This is a genomic window from Rhizobium sp. WW22 (assembly GCF_047041135.1).
Classification (GTDB): domain Bacteria; phylum Pseudomonadota; class Alphaproteobacteria; order Rhizobiales; family Rhizobiaceae; genus Rhizobium.
In genome coordinates, this window is the sequence record NZ_CP178199.1 from 223,558 (window position 1) to 239,301 (window position 15,744).

At 55.8% G+C, this 15,744-nt stretch carries 9 protein-coding genes and 2 pseudogenes; 5 read left to right on the forward strand and 6 right to left on the reverse strand.

Annotated features, from left to right (window positions below; all coding sequences use genetic code 11):
- Positions 1-346 precede the first annotated feature (346 nt).
- A pseudogene (locus ACK83U_RS19965) lies at positions 347-640 on the forward strand (helix-turn-helix transcriptional regulator); the annotation flags it as partial.
- 255 nt (positions 641-895) lie between these two features.
- On the opposite strand, the gene fcl reads toward ACK83U_RS19965, so the two are convergent.
- The 6 genes and pseudogenes from fcl to ACK83U_RS19995 all read right to left on the reverse strand — a co-directional run bounded on the left by fcl (position 896) and on the right by ACK83U_RS19995 (position 8,654).
- Entirely contained in the window at positions 896-1,879 is a 984-nt protein-coding gene (gene fcl, locus ACK83U_RS19970; protein WP_112611272.1) for a GDP-L-fucose synthase, read from the reverse strand.
- Positions 1,872-2,975, reverse strand: coding sequence for a GDP-mannose 4,6-dehydratase (gene gmd / locus ACK83U_RS19975; protein ID WP_112611270.1), 1,104 nt, complete (start codon positions 2,973-2,975; stop codon positions 1,872-1,874). Before gmd ends, fcl begins: the two co-directional genes overlap by 8 nt.
- Before the next feature lie 289 nt (positions 2,976-3,264).
- Positions 3,265-5,475, reverse strand: coding sequence for a polysaccharide biosynthesis tyrosine autokinase (locus ACK83U_RS19980; RefSeq protein ID WP_112611268.1), 2,211 nt, complete (start codon positions 5,473-5,475; stop codon positions 3,265-3,267).
- A pseudogene (locus ACK83U_RS19985) lies at positions 5,472-6,613 on the reverse strand (glycosyltransferase family 4 protein). Before ACK83U_RS19985 ends, ACK83U_RS19980 begins: the two are co-directional and overlap by 4 nt.
- Positions 6,607-7,707 carry a glycosyltransferase family 4 protein gene (locus ACK83U_RS19990; protein WP_112611264.1) on the reverse strand — a complete coding sequence of 367 codons (1,101 nt, stop codon included), beginning with the start codon at positions 7,705-7,707 and terminating at the stop codon, positions 6,607-6,609. The pseudogene ACK83U_RS19985 and the gene ACK83U_RS19990 overlap by 7 nt, the downstream one beginning before the upstream one ends.
- Positions 7,704-8,654 (reverse strand): glycosyltransferase, encoded by a 951-nt coding sequence (locus ACK83U_RS19995; protein ID WP_112611262.1) that lies wholly within the window; start codon positions 8,652-8,654, stop codon positions 7,704-7,706. Before ACK83U_RS19995 ends, ACK83U_RS19990 begins: the two co-directional genes overlap by 4 nt.
- Before the next feature lie 636 nt (positions 8,655-9,290).
- On the opposite strand from ACK83U_RS19995, the gene ACK83U_RS20000 reads away from it, so the two are divergent.
- The 4 genes from ACK83U_RS20000 (at position 9,291) to ACK83U_RS20015 (ending at position 15,709) form a co-directional block, all read left to right on the forward strand.
- Positions 9,291-10,598: an O-antigen ligase family protein gene (locus tag ACK83U_RS20000; protein ID WP_112611260.1), complete on the forward strand. Its 1,308-nt coding sequence runs from the start codon at positions 9,291-9,293 to the stop codon at positions 10,596-10,598.
- An 8-nt stretch (positions 10,599-10,606) separates the two neighbouring features.
- Entirely contained in the window at positions 10,607-12,736 is a 2,130-nt protein-coding gene (locus tag ACK83U_RS20005) for a right-handed parallel beta-helix repeat-containing protein (RefSeq protein ID WP_112611258.1), read from the forward strand.
- A 705-nt stretch (positions 12,737-13,441) separates the two neighbouring features.
- Entirely contained in the window at positions 13,442-14,299 is an 858-nt protein-coding gene (locus ACK83U_RS20010; protein WP_112611254.1) for a WecB/TagA/CpsF family glycosyltransferase, read from the forward strand.
- 15 nt (positions 14,300-14,314) lie between these two features.
- The gene (locus ACK83U_RS20015) at positions 14,315-15,709 is read left to right on the forward strand and encodes a sugar transferase (protein ID WP_112611252.1); all 1,395 of its coding nucleotides are present in this window, start codon (positions 14,315-14,317) and stop codon (positions 15,707-15,709) included.
- Positions 15,710-15,744: the final 35 nt, after the last annotated feature.

The following is a 15,744-nucleotide window of genomic DNA, read 5'->3' on the forward strand; positions in this document are numbered from 1 at the left end:
GGGGAGCAGTCAAGTGTCCAGTAGTGCTAAAGCTAAGCGTCACATCGGGCGCAATTTACCAACTATTGTCGTTATTCAACATTCCACATTGGCGCGCACGACTGTGGTGAAGCTTCTTGAGCGCGAATTCGCGGGTTGGAATTTTATCGATATGAACTCGACAGAGAGTCTTGATAGAGCTCTCGGAGCCGAGGTGCGCTTAATTGCGCTAGATTTGGCCGGCAGGGGTGTCGAGAGTATAAGCCTGCGTGACGATCTTGCGGCGATCGCCGAGCGCTTTCCTGAGGCTCCCGTCACCTTGCTCTTAGGTACAGATGATGTCGGTATAGTTCGTCAGGCGCTCAAGATGGGCATCCGGGGTTTCTTTTCGACATCACTTCCCATTGATATTGCCCTTGCCGGCCTTCGTCTCGTTCTGGCGGGAGGAACATTCTGCCCGCAGCTGCTGGGCGTTGTCGCAGATGGATCAGACGAGCATGCTCCAGCCAGAAACGAGGCGGAGAAAAGCTTGGATGAAAGGACGCAATATTGGCCGATAGCCGATTTCACTCCCCGGGAGGCGGAAGTTCTCGCGGAGTTGCAATGTGGCTGCTCAAACAAGGTTATTGCAGGAAAGCTCAACCTGTCGGGGCATACGGTGAAGATGCATCTGCAGCACATAATGCGCAAGTTGCGGGTCCAGAACCGGACTGAGGTGGTCGCTCGCCTGGTTCGAAGAGCTGAGGACGGGCAACGCGCCTCCCCAAATTAGGTGATTTCGCAAATAACCACATGATCGATGCCAGAGCCTTGCGACGACCAGGATGATATGTCTGTCAACAGCACCGTCTTGGACGAGCATGGCGGCGAGGACGCCCCTGCGGAAGAATCACTGACGGATCCACCAGGAAGCACTTCAAGCGTTGCCGTTTAGCGGCACTGCGTTGCTGCGTTCAAAATTGCGCCCGTTCAGGAAAGAGCGATAAGCGTCTGCGATGCCCTCTTTTAGCCCTATCTTAGGCGACCAGCCGAGTGTGCGGAGTTTGTCGACGCTCATGAGTTTGCGTATCGTGCCATCCGGTTTGGTCAGATCGTGAGTAATTTTACCTTCGAAACCCACAACCATGGAGACGAGATGCGCCAAGTTGAGGACGGTGATATCTTCGCCGGAGCCGACATTCACATGACTTTCGGCCGAATAGGTCTTCATGAGATGGACGCACGCGTCGGCGCAATCGTCGACATGCAGGAATTCGCGTCGTGGATTTCCAGTGCCCCAGATGCATATTTCTTGCTGCTGATGAATCTTGGCTTCATGCGTTTTGCGTATTAGTGCCGGCATGACATGACTCGACTCGAGGTCAAAATTGTCACCCGGACCATAGAGATTGGTCGGCATGGCCGAGATGAAATCTTTGCCGTGCTGTTTGCGATAAGCTTGGCAGAGCTTCAATCCGGCAATTTTGGCGATCGCATACCATTCGTTCGTTGGTTCAAGGGGTCCGGTCAGAAGCGCCTCCTCAGCGATCGGCTGATCGGCGATTTTTGGATAGATGCAGGACGAGCCCAAAAACATAAGCTTTTCGACGTGAGTTTTATAAGCTGCATGGATGACGTTCGCTTGGAGGATCATGTTATCGTATAGAAAATCAGCCGGATAGGTAGCGTTCGCGAGAATACCGCCGACCCTCGCTGCGGCCAGGAAGACAACGTCGGGGCGGTGTTTGCACATCCAGGCTTCGACCTGTTCCTGCCGTCTCAGATCGACCTCGGCGCGCGTGGCCGTCAAAATCTCGCAGTCCTCAGAAGCGAGACGTCGCACGATCGCAGAGCCCACCATGCCGCGGTGGCCCGCGACATAGACCTTTTTTCCAGCAAGGCTGTAGATCACCTCAGGCATAAGCCAAGCCTTTGTTCACACCTATCGACGGAACATTTCGCGCCATTACTTTCAGGTCCTCGCGAACCATTTCCGCAACCAGCTGATCGAGACTGGTCTCATGTTTCCAGCCAAGCTTTTTATACGCTTTCGTTGGATCGCCAATCAGAAGATCAACTTCCGTCGGGCGGAAGTAAGCTGGATCGACCTCCACCACACAATGACCCGATGTCTTGTCGTATCCCTTTTCCTCAGCACCCTCGCCACGCCAAGCAATCGGCATGCCCAGTTTGGCAAAGGCCTTCTCGACAAAGGAGCGAACAGAGTGGGTTTCGCCGGTCGCCAGGACGTAGTCTTCCGGTTCATCCTGTTGCAACATCAGCCACATGCCGCGGACATATTCTCGCGCATGCCCCCAGTCACGCTTGGCATTCAAATTGCCAAGATAGAGTCGTTCCTGGAGGCCAAGATGGATAGCCGCGGCCGCCCGAGTAATTTTGCGCGTCACGAATGTCTCGCCGCGGATGGGGCTTTCGTGATTGAACAAAATGCCATTCGAGGCATGCATGCCATAGGCCTCGCGATAATTGACCACGATCCAATAGGCATAAAGTTTGGCAGCCGCGTAGGGTGAGCGAGGATAGAACGGTGTTGTCTCGCTCTGGGGAACTTCCTGAACTTTGCCGTAAAGTTCGGAGGTGGACGCCTGATAGAAGCGGGTCTTCTTGGTCAGGCCTAAGAGGCGAACCGCTTCAAGCAGCCGGAGGGTGCCTGTTCCATCCGCATTGGATGTATATTCCGGCGTCTCGAAAGAGACTTGGACATGGCTTTGTGCCGCAAGATTGTAGATCTCGTCAGGCTGGGTTTCCTGAACGATCCGGATCAGATTCGTTGAATCCGTCATGTCTCCGAAATGCAGGATAAAGCGAGGATTCTCGACGTGGGGATCCTCGTAGAGATGCTCGATACGAGTGGTGTTGAAGGAGGATGAGCGCCGCTTGATGCCGTGAACGATATAGCCCTTCTCCAGGAGCATTTCGGCCAAATACGCTCCGTCCTGACCTGTTACTCCGGAAATCAGCGCGACTCTGCCGTTATTTCTCACCGCGTCATCCATAATTTTCCTCCCAAATGGAACCCGTCGGCATGACGGCTTCGAGAAGCTGACATCAAACGGAATAGGCGAGCTTCGCCTGTCAACCGAGTCCATCGTCCGGCTTGTCGCCCGACCGCCAGAAACCGGATGGGATTGCGGGCTGTTAAGGCAGGTTTGCGACGAAACCGTTCGGACGGATTGGCTCCATCCTTGCTTGTAAAGCCGGCACTTAAGATTTCTGGTCTACTCATTTTCACCTCCCAGATAAAATTATTGGTCTCGAAAGATAAATTTTCCAATATATTCAAAACTATGTTTTGAGAACATAGTATTTCATCAATGATTTTGAAAATAGTTCTGAGTCTGTAAAGTTGTATTGCGCATGCTTCTTCGGGTTAACGTTATTGATGGCAATCGGAATTTCGGAATTTCGTGAGTTTTTCAGATGCTGCAAGCTGAGTTCGACAGCGCGGCGGCTCGTTCTGCCCCATTTCACTATGACTAACGTTTGTTCTGCCAACGCTGCCAGGTGTCTCGTATCAGTCGAGGCAAGTACGGGAGCGCTGTCGAAGATAACGATTTGGCCGCGCGCGCGGGCCATCTCGATGATGTCAGCCACCGCAGTCAAACCGGCGCGGCGACGCAAACTGAGAGCGCCGGCTGGGATGAAGTCGATGCCACTTGGGTGGTGGTGGATAACCTCCTGGATTCCAGCCTGCCCGCGCAGGAATTCATTCAATCCATGCTTTAGCCCCGATTTGAAAATCGAGTCGAGGTTTCCGCGTCGGAGATCGCCATCGACAAGCAGCACTGAGCTTCCGCTGGCGGCGAGTTCGATTGCCAGCGATCTGGCGACCAGAGACTTACCTTCTCCGCTGTGAGCCGACGTTACAAGAATACTGCTCGGTAACTTTCCACCATTGGATTGTTTGAGCGAAATTACGATGGTGCGCATCGCTTCCTCAAACATCCCGCCTTGAACATGTCCTAAGAGTATGGATTGATTTTTCCGGTCTGTCCTTCTCAGGCGTGGTATGAACCCGGCGGGCAAGATACGCGCCATTCCGGTCAACTGGTCGAAGCTGCGGACAGTCTTATCCAACATCTCCACCACGAAAGCGGCCGTCACCGCGATCGAAATCGAACCTAGCAGGGCACCGATCAGATAGAAAAGCCGTCCGCGTCCCTGTGGCGCGAGCGGCACCGCAGCCGGTGACAGAACCTCTACTTCCGCTCCCGGCAGCATGGCTTGTCCCGCCAAGGTCCGGCGCTGCGCCTCGAGCTCATCTAACGCCGTTTGCTCCCTTTCGGCACTGCGCTGTAACCGCGCCAACTCAGTTTGTGCCAGGGCAGAGCGAGAACGTTGCTCGTAAGCGGCCGCTAACGCGGATCGGACTGCGCCTCCTTCACGATCAAGTGCCGTAAGTTTGGCGCGCATTGACTGGAGATATCGATCGACCGCAAGACCGAGATCCGTGCGGGACTTAAGTATCTTTGCACGCAAGTCGACCACTGCTTCGGCGTTATTGCCGTATGTCTCAAGAAGATGATCGAGATCTTGCTGTTGCGCACGAAGGTCGCGTACCATCGCGCCAATGCTGTCGGGGATGGATATATTCTGCAGAGCAAGGGAGGCGTCGTCGGCCGCTTCGAGAGTGGAAATCGTTGCGGTTAGCTCGGCGCGGCTTTGTTCGATTTTTATCTGCCGGTCGCTCAGCTCCATCAACGACTTGATCTGGTCACCCTGCGTGTCGTCGTTTGAGGTCGCGCTCATCGTTTTCTGGTAACTGTCGGCAGCATCACGGGCTGCCTTTGCCCGAACCTGCTGTTCGGCGATTCGCTGTTGAATCCATCCCTCCGCTGCGTCCAGACGGCCACGGATACTCACCTTCCGTTCTTCGAGGTAGATGCTGAGAAGCCGGTTCGGAACCGCGGCTGCCAGTTCGGGATCACTTGAATCGAACCCGATCTCGATAACGCCGCCTTGGCCGTCGCGCCATACCCGGAGCGCTCTGTAGTACGCCGGAATTACCGGCTCCAGGTTGTTTCGTATCGGCAAAGACGTTCCTTCATTGTCGAACAGATCGCGAAATGTTTCTCTGGCCTTGCCGACAAGTGAGGTTTTCCGCAGTGTCGGATTGAATTCAGGCCGCTCCTCGAGCCGCAGCTCGCGGATAACTCTTTCTGCGGCACTTCTGGAAAGAAGCCGCTCGGTCTCAGATGTAAGGTCCAGCGGATCGTTACGGACGGGATCCTCCGCGCCGAGCGTTGTCGCCAGAGGCCTGTGAATTATCAGGCGGGATTCGGCATGATAGCTCGGTTTCAGTCCCCAAATCACCGGGATGGCAGGTGCCAATAGCAGTGTGGTGAGAGCCACGATCACGGGGGTCCTTCGGCGGATGAGGCGCAAGCATGACGTCAGGTCAAAATCGTCCGATTTGGCCCCTGCCTGGAACTGTGGCTCATAGCGCATCGACGGGAACGAGCCGCTGCGGGCCGGAGGAGGAGTTGAGATTGTCATGGTGCTCCAACCCTTTTTTTGCGTGGCGCGGAGACTGCTTCATAGAGATTTTCCAGCGATCGCATGTATGCGTCCATACTGAAGTGCTTGAGATAGTGGGCACGGCCTTTGGAGGAGAGGTGGCTCCTGATGTCAGGATCACTGACCAGTTTTGCCAATGCTACAGCCAAAGCATCCTTGTCTCCGACAGGCACGAAGATGCCAGTTTCGCCATCGGAAATAGCTTCGTCATGGGCCCCAACACGGGTAGTGACGACGGCGAGGCCGTGGGCAAGACCCTCATCACCGCCATCGCCATGCCCTCGGCATGCGAGGGCAAGACCAGAATATCTGCCCGTGCGCACAAGGCCCGCGCCGCGTTGGCGTCAAGCCAGCCTGGCATTTCCACTAAATCTGAAAGCGCCATGTCTGCGGCCTGGCGTCTGTAGTCTTCTACAGGCCCGTCGCCAGCCAGCACGGCTCGCCACCGGAGCTCTTTCATGATCGGGTCGCTTAGCGCAAGCAGAAGCTCCTTAACACCCTTACGCTCGCTCAATCGACCGAGGAATACGATCAACGGCGTCTCGCCGACCCGAACATTGCGTATTCCGGGATCGGGAACGCAATTATGTGCGACGACTATACGGCACTCCTCCACGCCCAGCAGTGTCGTTAGTGTCATATGATCACGCTGGCCGAGCACCACGACGTAATCAGCATTTTGAAACATCCGGCGGATGAGCAATTGTTGCCGAGGCGAGCGGGCAGCAAAGTCGCTCGCATAATCGTAGTCGTGCAGGTGCAAGACATGAAAGCACCGAAGAAAACGGGCGGCCTGCGTTAAGATCAGTTTTCGCGAAGTGCTGCCGCGACCCGCGACATGGATATGGTGAATGCGTGCCGGAGCAACGATCCTATCTTTCACCATCATCAAGACGGCACCCAATAGGTGCAGCGGCGACGTCGCCACGGACCATCGAGCTCCTCTGGTATCGGTAACCAGATGTTTTCCGCCTAACTCCCTTGCCGCACCGGATATATAGCCAACCAGCCTGCCGATACCGCCGCCGTTCTCGCAGCCACCCGGCACATAGTGGCGTACGGTTGCCGCATTCCGTGGTGCTGTCTGATTTCCGCTCGTGAACGCCTTCATCAACATGCCCCGACCACCTCCCGATAAACGGCGGCGGCCTTGGCTCCGACCTGTTTAGGCGAATTCGGTCCGGTCGCCCATTCGAGTGCGTTGGTCCCGAAGCGGCTTCTGAGCTCGCCGTTTTCTGCCAGTACCCTGATGGCTCTCGCAAGCTGTTCGGCATCCCGTGGGGGAACCACCAATCCCACCCTATTGGGCTGAACAGTGGCCCGCAATTCGCCGACGTCTGTGACGATAACGGGTTTGCCGAACGTCGCTGCGATGTTGAGGACCCCACTTTGGGAGGCTTCCGTGTAGGGGAGAACAACGATATCGGCGTCCAGGAAAAGCTGGGCAACCTCCGCATCTTCAATAAAGCGGTTGTGAATATCATAGCGGATAGCTTCTCCCATGAGTGACTGGAAGGCCCACGCATCGTCGCCACGGCCCGCCACAGTGATGCGTAGATTGGGGAGCGAGTCCTTGAGCATCGCCTCGGCGCGGATCAAATGCTCCAAGCCCTTGTAAGCAAAAATCCGGCCAAAGAGCAGGACGCGCACGGTTCCGTCTGCGCGGCGTCGCGCCAATTTCTGCTGCCGCGCGAGGTCGGCATAACGAGGAATGGCCGGATGGGACAGAACATGGACGCAATTGGCGGCTTTTTTGTATCGGTCGAGGATCATCTGCTTCAGCCCCTCGCCATGTACGATGACATGTTTTGATTGCCTCACCATACATCCGGATGCCCAGGCAGGTAGCGTTCGGGTATCGGAATCGCCAGGATGCACATCCACGTCATGCACGGTCGTGACAAGCGGGATGGGTCGCCAGAACGGAGCAGCGAAGTTCAACCAAAGGGTAGAATTGCTTAAGAGGTGGATGAGGTCGGGCCGTTCGCGCCGGATGAGACGTGTGAGCTGGTGAAGGAACCATGGATTAGAGAGCGAGCGGTGCCTTGGCCAGTCCATAAGGTGCAGATCGACAGCCGGATCAAGCCAGGAGGCAAGGCGCGCATAGCGCCTGCGCGGAACCGCCAGGACGACTTGCGCATGTCCCGCAACGCCGTTGGCGAAGGAGATGGTGTAGTCTTCCAGTTCGGAAACCAGCAACAGCGCTTTCATTTCGCGGGCTCCGATACGCCGGCGTCTCGATCGAGCCGAGGGAGGTTGTAAGCTGTGCGCAACGCATCGCGCACCCGCCTAAGCAAATTTGGTTCTCCTGCAAAGAAAAGTCCTTCGACTGCAATTTTGAACCGAGTGCGCCAATCAACGCCGCCCAGCTTCGCTGACGCGATCCGGTAAGGATAATGATCAGCCAGATGAAGCCTCTCTGCTAACCCCCGGCTTGCAAGAAAGATGTTTGTCGCCTCAACGACCGCAAGCCAGTGAGCCATTCGCTTTCGCAGCATGGCGGCATCATCGATCGGCCGATACCATGTATTGTCGTGAATACGGTAGAATCCAAGAGGACTGGGCAAAGCAGCAACGTCCCCTAGGAACGGATAGATGCCCACAAGCCAAGCGTCGGCAGATATGCGGAACTGTTTGGGAATATCCCCTGCAGCATCCCACGCGCTGCGTCGCACAGCGATTGCGGACGTCATCGGGAACGGCCACCAGCCAGCCGACTGAGTGAGCCGTGGCGACAAATCTCCCGAACACAAGGTTCGAGGGATTGGCTTGAGGACCGGCGAGCCATCGGTCAGCGCTGGCTGAAGTCGGTGATAGACGAGTGATGCCTGAGGATTCGTGTGGAAAGCCGCCGCAGTCGCGGACAGCTTGTCCGGCGCCCACCAGTCGTCTGCATCCAAAAAACTGAGGATGTCGCCACTGCTTAGTTGTACTGCGGCATTGATCGCGGCGGCCTGCCCCTGATTTTCCTGAAAGAGCACTTTAATGCGGTCGCCGTAGGCGGCCAGAATGGAGCACGATTCGTCGCTTGACCCGTCGTCTACGACGATTATCTCGATGTCCGGCGCCTGTTGTGCCAAGACGCTGTCAATCGCACGGCCAACGAAGCGAGCGTAATTATAATTGTTGATAAGCACGCTGATGGCCGGTCGCTTCATGACACCTCTCACGCGGGTCGCTGCGCAACGCGTTGGTGCGGCAGAGTTGCGAACTTTCGCGCGTTTGGCAGCGCGAGATATTGCGGAGAAAGTAGATGCGGCCCGGCGTCATTCCCTGCAACCACGCCTTCGGCCGGAGCTGGCAAGATCAGCGCCGCTAATGCTGCAACGAGTGACGTTCTTGTCGTATAACGTAAAGAACGAGGACCAGCACCGTCACGCAAAACCATAAGAGTCCCAACCATTCTATACCTCAACTGCGGATTGTCAGTCGCGCCAGAACTATTGCCTTGTTTGACCGGAAGCTGCGGCTCAGCGCCGCGCTTTCGTGGTTAGCGCCCATCATCAAGCTACTGATGAATGATCACGGGTAACATCTGCTCTTATTGGCAAGCTGGTCGACCCGGCCATTCACCCTTTGGGGAATAGGTCGACTGAGAGCTCAAACGCACCACCGTCTTTTGATGGAGGGCATAAGCGTTAGAATTACCCCAACCTTCATTTGCGTTAGTTGACTGCGGAGGTGGCCGGATGATTGTTCTTTGGTGATTAGCGCAGCTATGAGACGGAACCCATGTCTTTCCAAATTGCCGCGATCAACACTCACTTGGTTGTCCAAGCCAGCTGGGACCGACGATGAGGCCGAATGCGCCCGAAGTTGCGAGTAGGCTGGCCTTCGGTTGGCGAGCCATAGAATGTTGGGGCGCCGCCATGTCTCTTTTTCTTCAGACCGGTGCGCTTTTTCCGCTTATGTTGGCCGATGCCGCCGGCGACCTCAACGGTTCGGCCAAATCCATATTGCGTCTCCTCTGCCTACCCGTATATGCATATACCCTATTGATGCTGATGCGGAACTTTCCGCAATTTCGGATTGCACTAAGGCGGAATCTTTTTGTCCCTCTGATGGTTGCCTTGCCGTTTGTGTCTGTCTTCTGGTCCGTCGGCCCATCGACGACCTTGCGGCGTGCCGTCGCACTCCTGTTTACAATGCTTCTGGCCTATGTGTTGGCGATACGTTTCACTCCGAGGCAGTTGCTTCTACTCGCATTCGCAACGTTTGGAACGTGCATCGTCCTTAGCCTGGCCGTCTTTGCAGCGTCACCGCACCTGGCACGCATGCCCGATGGGGCGATACGGGGTATCTTCATTCACAAGAATAATCTCGGTTGGTATGCCAGTATAACGATACTTGCGGCGACCGCCGTACTGATGGACGGTGCTCTAAGCTTGCGGCGAACTGCTTTGGCTCTGTTGATCGCAGGCGTGGTGTGTCTCGTAGGCTCAGGGTCTGTGACCGCGATAATTGTGACGGCATCGTCATACTGTTTGATCGGCTTCTACTCCATCTTACCACGAATCCGCGGCGTCAGCCGTATCGTCTTTGTTCTGATTTCTGTTCAGATAGCAGCAGGTCTCCTGATTTCGTTGCATGAATTCCTTGTGCCGTTCTTGGAAGCTCTTGGCAAGGATTCTACTTTGACGGGCCGCCTGCCGCTATGGGAGCTGGTTGATGGTCAGATAGGTGATCATCTGCTTCTCGGTTTCGGCTATCAGGCATTTTGGACTGAATCGAATCCCGAAGCATGGGTTATCTGGGGAAAGCTCCAATGGATGGCTCCCCACGCTCATAATGGATTCCGCGATACCATGTTGAACTTCGGAATAACCGGAATGGCTTTGTTCGTCCTGATGCTTTTCCACGCGGTGCATCAAGGCGCGGCTCTTCATTGTCACGATCGGAAATATGGTTGGCTGTGGTTAAACGTCTTCACGGTCGCGATTTTGGTGATGAATCTGACCGAGAGCACGTTCTTTCTTCAGAACGACGCCATTTTCGTTCTATTTGCCACGGCGATCATCATGTTCTCGCTATATGCGCCCGTCGTCTCGAGCAATTCGGCTTCAGTGCGTCAGCCGTCCGCGGGCTGCATAATAATGGAGTAGCAAATCTTATGAGGTTGCGCTTCGCTCCGATCCTGAGCATTTTGCTTGCGACGCCGCTTCTACCGTCAGATGCGCTGGCATGGTCGAGTTCGGACGCTGATGCACCCGACCGGCTGCAAACGGCAATCAGCGAAGCGACTTGTGCGGAAGCTGCGCCAGCGAGCTTATCGGCCAAGCTGCAGGGGACTTCCCTGAGCGATTTATTGGCCAGCGCACCCGCGGCCCGGACCATACTCTACGTTTCTCCAGATGGCAAAGACACTTGGAGCGGCCTCCTTCCCAAAGCAAATTCTCAACGCTCCGATGGTCCTTTTGCCACAATTGAGAGGGCGCGCGATGCCGCGCGCGCGAAGGGGGGCCAAAGCACGATCGCGATGGGCAATGGAGATTACTATCTCACTCAATCGATCGTCTTTGACTCTCGTGATTCCGGCCTGATCATTACTTCGAGATGCAACCAGACGCCGGTCCTGCACGGCGGCCCGCTTGTGGGGCATTGGGTGTTGCAGGCCGACGGTCGTTGGACGGCATCCCTGAAATTATCTCCAGATAAGGCGGTGGGCGACCTTTTCGTAGATGGGGTCCTCCAGACGCAAGCCCGTTTTCCCAATGCTCCCCTTGATGGAGATCCGCGGAAAGGGTGGCTGTTTGCGGCCAAGTGTGGAACAGATAGCAACGGCTGGCAAGGCAATACGCGTTTTTGCTTTCACAGCGGCGACTTACCGGCGTTAGGCGATGCAAAAGGGCTTGTCGCGAACATCGTGGGTGGCTTTCTCCCCGGAAGCCAGTGGGGTAGCGACACGCTCCCAGTGGTCTCAATCGACACCGCAACCCAGACCATTCATACCAAGGGCACCGCTTATTTCTTCACTGAGGAAGGTAGTCGCTATTTTTTAACCGGCGCGGCGGCCTTCCTCGATGCCCCGGGCGAATGGTGGTACGATAGCCATGGCGGAAAGCTTGACTACATTCCTACGGACCGATTTTTACCCAGTTCCAAGGTCGTCGCCGGCCTTCTGCCTACGTTCTTCAGGCTGAATGGAGCCGATGGAATGGCTGTGTCAGGCCTTCACTTTCGTGATGGAGCCCCGCAGGGTAGCGGCAAGTTCGAGACCGACACCAGAGGGTTTGGCGCCATACGGCTCGAACATGCCGATCGCGTCAAGCTGCTCGGCAACGTGATCGAAAACGTCGGCGTTGGAATCCACGTGGCCGAAAGCAAGGATGTTCTGATCGCGGGCAATGCGATCGGAAATGTGGCCGGTAACGGGATTTACCTTGGCACGGCCTATGGTACCTTCGGCAAATCCGATCGTGCCAGGATCCTGTCGAACCATATCCATGATATCGGAAGGGTTTATTTTGAAACTGCGGGGATATGGTTCCAGGCGGGAGACGATATCAGGATAGCTCACAACTTGATCGAACACGCCGCGCAGTTCGGCATAGCTGGTGGTTCCCTATGGGGCCCCCAGGACGCTGTGCATGACGCGATCATCGAATATAACGTGATCCGCAACGCCAATCAGCAAACAGCGGATGGTGGGGCCATCAAGATGATGGGCGAGCAGTCCGATCCCCTGAACAGCAGTATCCGCTACAATTTGGTCACCGGCACAGACCAGCTTATGAACAGGGCCGATGGTACATTCTGGCCACCCCGATATGAAAATATCGATGAATGGCCGTCTCCTATCAGTTGGGCCATCTACATCGACGGGAAGGCCAGTGGGGTACGCATCGAGGGCAATACTCTCTCCGACAACGTATCGGCGATTGGCATCAATGGCGGCTGGAGCAACTTGGTGATAGGAAACACCATTCGAGGTGGATCCGGCGCAGCCTTTCGCGTTGACGACGGCACCGGGATAGGATGGCATCCCCCTTGGGCAGATCCAAATCGGATCGAGGACAATATCGTATCCGTCGAAAGTGGCAACGGGCTTGCCGCTTATGTCTATGCGCCCGACCACAAGCCGGGCTCGGTACGATTCGCACGCAATCGCTACAGCGGTAATCTAAACGACAAAAGCTTCCGAATACATCCCAGGATCCTGCCATCCGGGGAGTTTGGCAGCCTAGGCGATCTTCAGAAAGCTGGCGTGGACTCCGGCAGCGTCCTGTCGGGTTCGCAATAAAGGCGTTTCCCGGCACGAGCGGCTTTCCGCCGGAGACAGGGGGTCCAGCTGTGTCGATTTAGAAAACTCTACCGCCATTTCATGCGCGTTGCCGGTGAGTGGATCTATTGGCGCGGCTCGACGCGCGATTGTTCAACGCCGCCAAGCGACTTTGGTTGTCGACCATCCTTGCGAATGTGGCGACCGGGTCTCTAGCCTTCCCTCAATCCGCATCCGCAACGTGAAGAGAAAGTTCAGCAAAAATGGCTACACCTTCGCGCACAAGTACCTCGTTGCATACGACTTCAAGCCTATTAGGCTCAAAACTCATCAAGCACTGCTTCGACAAGTTCAATACTTCCGTCGCGTCGCGACCCGTCACCACATATGCCATCAACTTCCTAGGGCCCATCCATCTATCCGCCGTCTTCGTCTGGAATTGATGAATGGTCGATGCAGCTTAGAACTGCTCAGAATTATTTGCGCGAAAGCAACTATCTTGTGCAGCGCTGCGAGCGTCATACCGTTCTTTTGGTGTTGAGGTCATCCAAAAGAGCAAGGCGGTCGACCAAGATGTATGTGCCTTACTTCAAATATCGTAGTTCATGTCAGCGCCGAGTTACAAATAGGCAGTCTTTTTACGTCCAATAGCTGCGATGGTAACTATGGAGGCAATCGGCCTGGCGTCATATCCTTGCGTCAGTTCAGGTCGTGAAGGCATAAGCCATGAGAGTGCAAACGTCGGACAGCGGGCAAACTTCAGCTCCCAATTCAATGGGCTCATTTGAATGGACTAATGTCCTCGGTGTTCGCATTTCGGCGGTCAATCTTAAAAGCGCGACCAGACTCATTCAAAAGGCGGTTGCAGAGGGAAAGAAAGAATATGTGTGCGTTCGCGACGCACACGGCGTCGTCCGCTGTCAAACGGACCCCGAGCTTCGGTCTATTCATAATCGGGCGTTCCTAGTGACACCTGACGGCATGCCGCTGGTATGGGCATTGAAGCATGCTGGCCATTCGGAAAGCGGCAGGGTTTACGGACCTGATCTGATGCTATCTGTTTTTGAGGCCGGCAGAGCCAACGGCCTACGCCACTTCATCTATGGTGCAACTACGAAGACGCTTGAGCAGCTGCAGGCGCGACTCCTGCTAAGATTTCCGGAGGCGCTGATAGTCGGCTCCTATGCGCCGCCTTTTCGCGAACTGTCTAAGCAAGAGGAAGGCGATATCGTTGACCGGATCAATCGATCGGGCGCCGATATCATCTGGGTGGGACTCGGCAGCCCCAAGCAGGAACTCTGGATGGCGCGCATGCGCGAGCGCCTGGATGCTTCGATGCTCATCGGCGTCGGAGCTGCCTTCGATTTCCACGCAGGTCTCAAGCGGCAAGCTCCGAGGATAATCCAAAGAAGTGGTTTTGAATGGGCGTTCCGCCTTCTATGCGAGCCGCGGCGGCTGTGGCTGCGTTATGCGGTCGTCGTGCCTACCTTCATCTCACTGACTATAGTCCAGAGACTGGGGCTTCGGACGTTTCCGATCGCTGATGAGGTTGGTGGATCGAGCGCGTCGAGACAACGAATGTAGGGGAGTAATACCATCATGTCCTCATTTGCGTCGCCGGCGTCTGTCCGACCCGTAACAAACCCCGCAAAGGTCGCCGAATCCCGTAAGCAGAGCCGGCTTGCTACGTCGTCACTTTTGGTCGCTGGCGATGTCGCGAGCTATCTCATCGCTTATTTTCTTCTTCTGCCGTTTCTTCCGAACGGTTCCGAGAACGCGGTTCTGGAGCGTGTTTTCGCTTTCGCAGCCTTGGCGGCGATCATTCTCTATGCATCGGACGCTCTCTATCCTGGATATCGGCTTCATGACCACGAGCATCTGCGCCGCCGCACGATAGCTTCCGTGAAAGTGGCTGTCTTTGCGGCGCTCGGGGCGATCCTCCTGCCAGAAGGATCGCGATTGCTGATTGGCGTCCTTGGCTTTGTTGGCCTCGGGCTGATTGTTCAACCTGTCCTGCATTGGGTCGTACGAGACCTGTGCCGGAGGCTTGGAATCTGGGGAGAACGGGCGGTAATCATAGGGAACCGCAATCGTATGCCCGCTCTCATGGCGCATTTCACCGACCATTGGCAGTATGGCATCAGGCCGGAATTCTATTCACCCGACGCTTTGGAAATATCACTCGAGGACGGGCCATCCATTGCCCTGATTGCGGGGGACACGGGCTCCCTTGCTGCCGAGTTGGCGACGATGCGTCGAAAGTTCGCCGAAGTCATTTTGCTGTCCGACACGCCGAGGCTCAAGGTAAGCGGTTTGCGACCTGCGGATATCGGCGGAGAGATCGGCGTTCGCCTCATCAGCGGGGGGAGTTGGGTCAACTCGGATCTGGTTCGCCGGATCCTCGATCTCGCAATTGCCATCCCCGCAATGATAGTGGCCGCGCCATTCGTAGCGTTTGCAGCGGTCGCAATCTATGCCATCGATCCAGGTCCCGTCTTCTTTCGACATACCAGGGAAGGGCGGTCCGGCAAGCCGGTGCGCGTACTGAAATTGAGGACAATGTATCAAGATGCGGAGCAGCGTCTTGAAGCCTTATTCCGGGACAACCCTGCCATGCGAGCCGAGTGGTTGAGCCACTTCAAGCTCCAGGATGACCCGCGCATCCTTCCGGTTATAGGTCATTTGCTGCGCTCTTGGAGCATCGATGAGCTCCCGCAGTTGGTGAACATCGTTGCGGGTCAGATGGCCATCGTCGGACCCCGCCCGTTTCCGGACTACCACCTTCGGGCCATGGACGGCGAATTTCGAGACAAGCGGCGCTCCGTCATGCCGGGGCTCACAGGCCTTTGGCAAATATCCGAACGAAGCAACGCGGACATCGAACTGCAGCAGCAACTCGACGAATATTACATCGACAACCGGTCCCCATGGTTGGACTGCCAAATTCTTCTCAGCACAATCCCTGCGGTCTTTAAAGGCAGGGGAGCCTACTGACCATCCTCGCCATCTGCGAGGCAACCATCAACAAT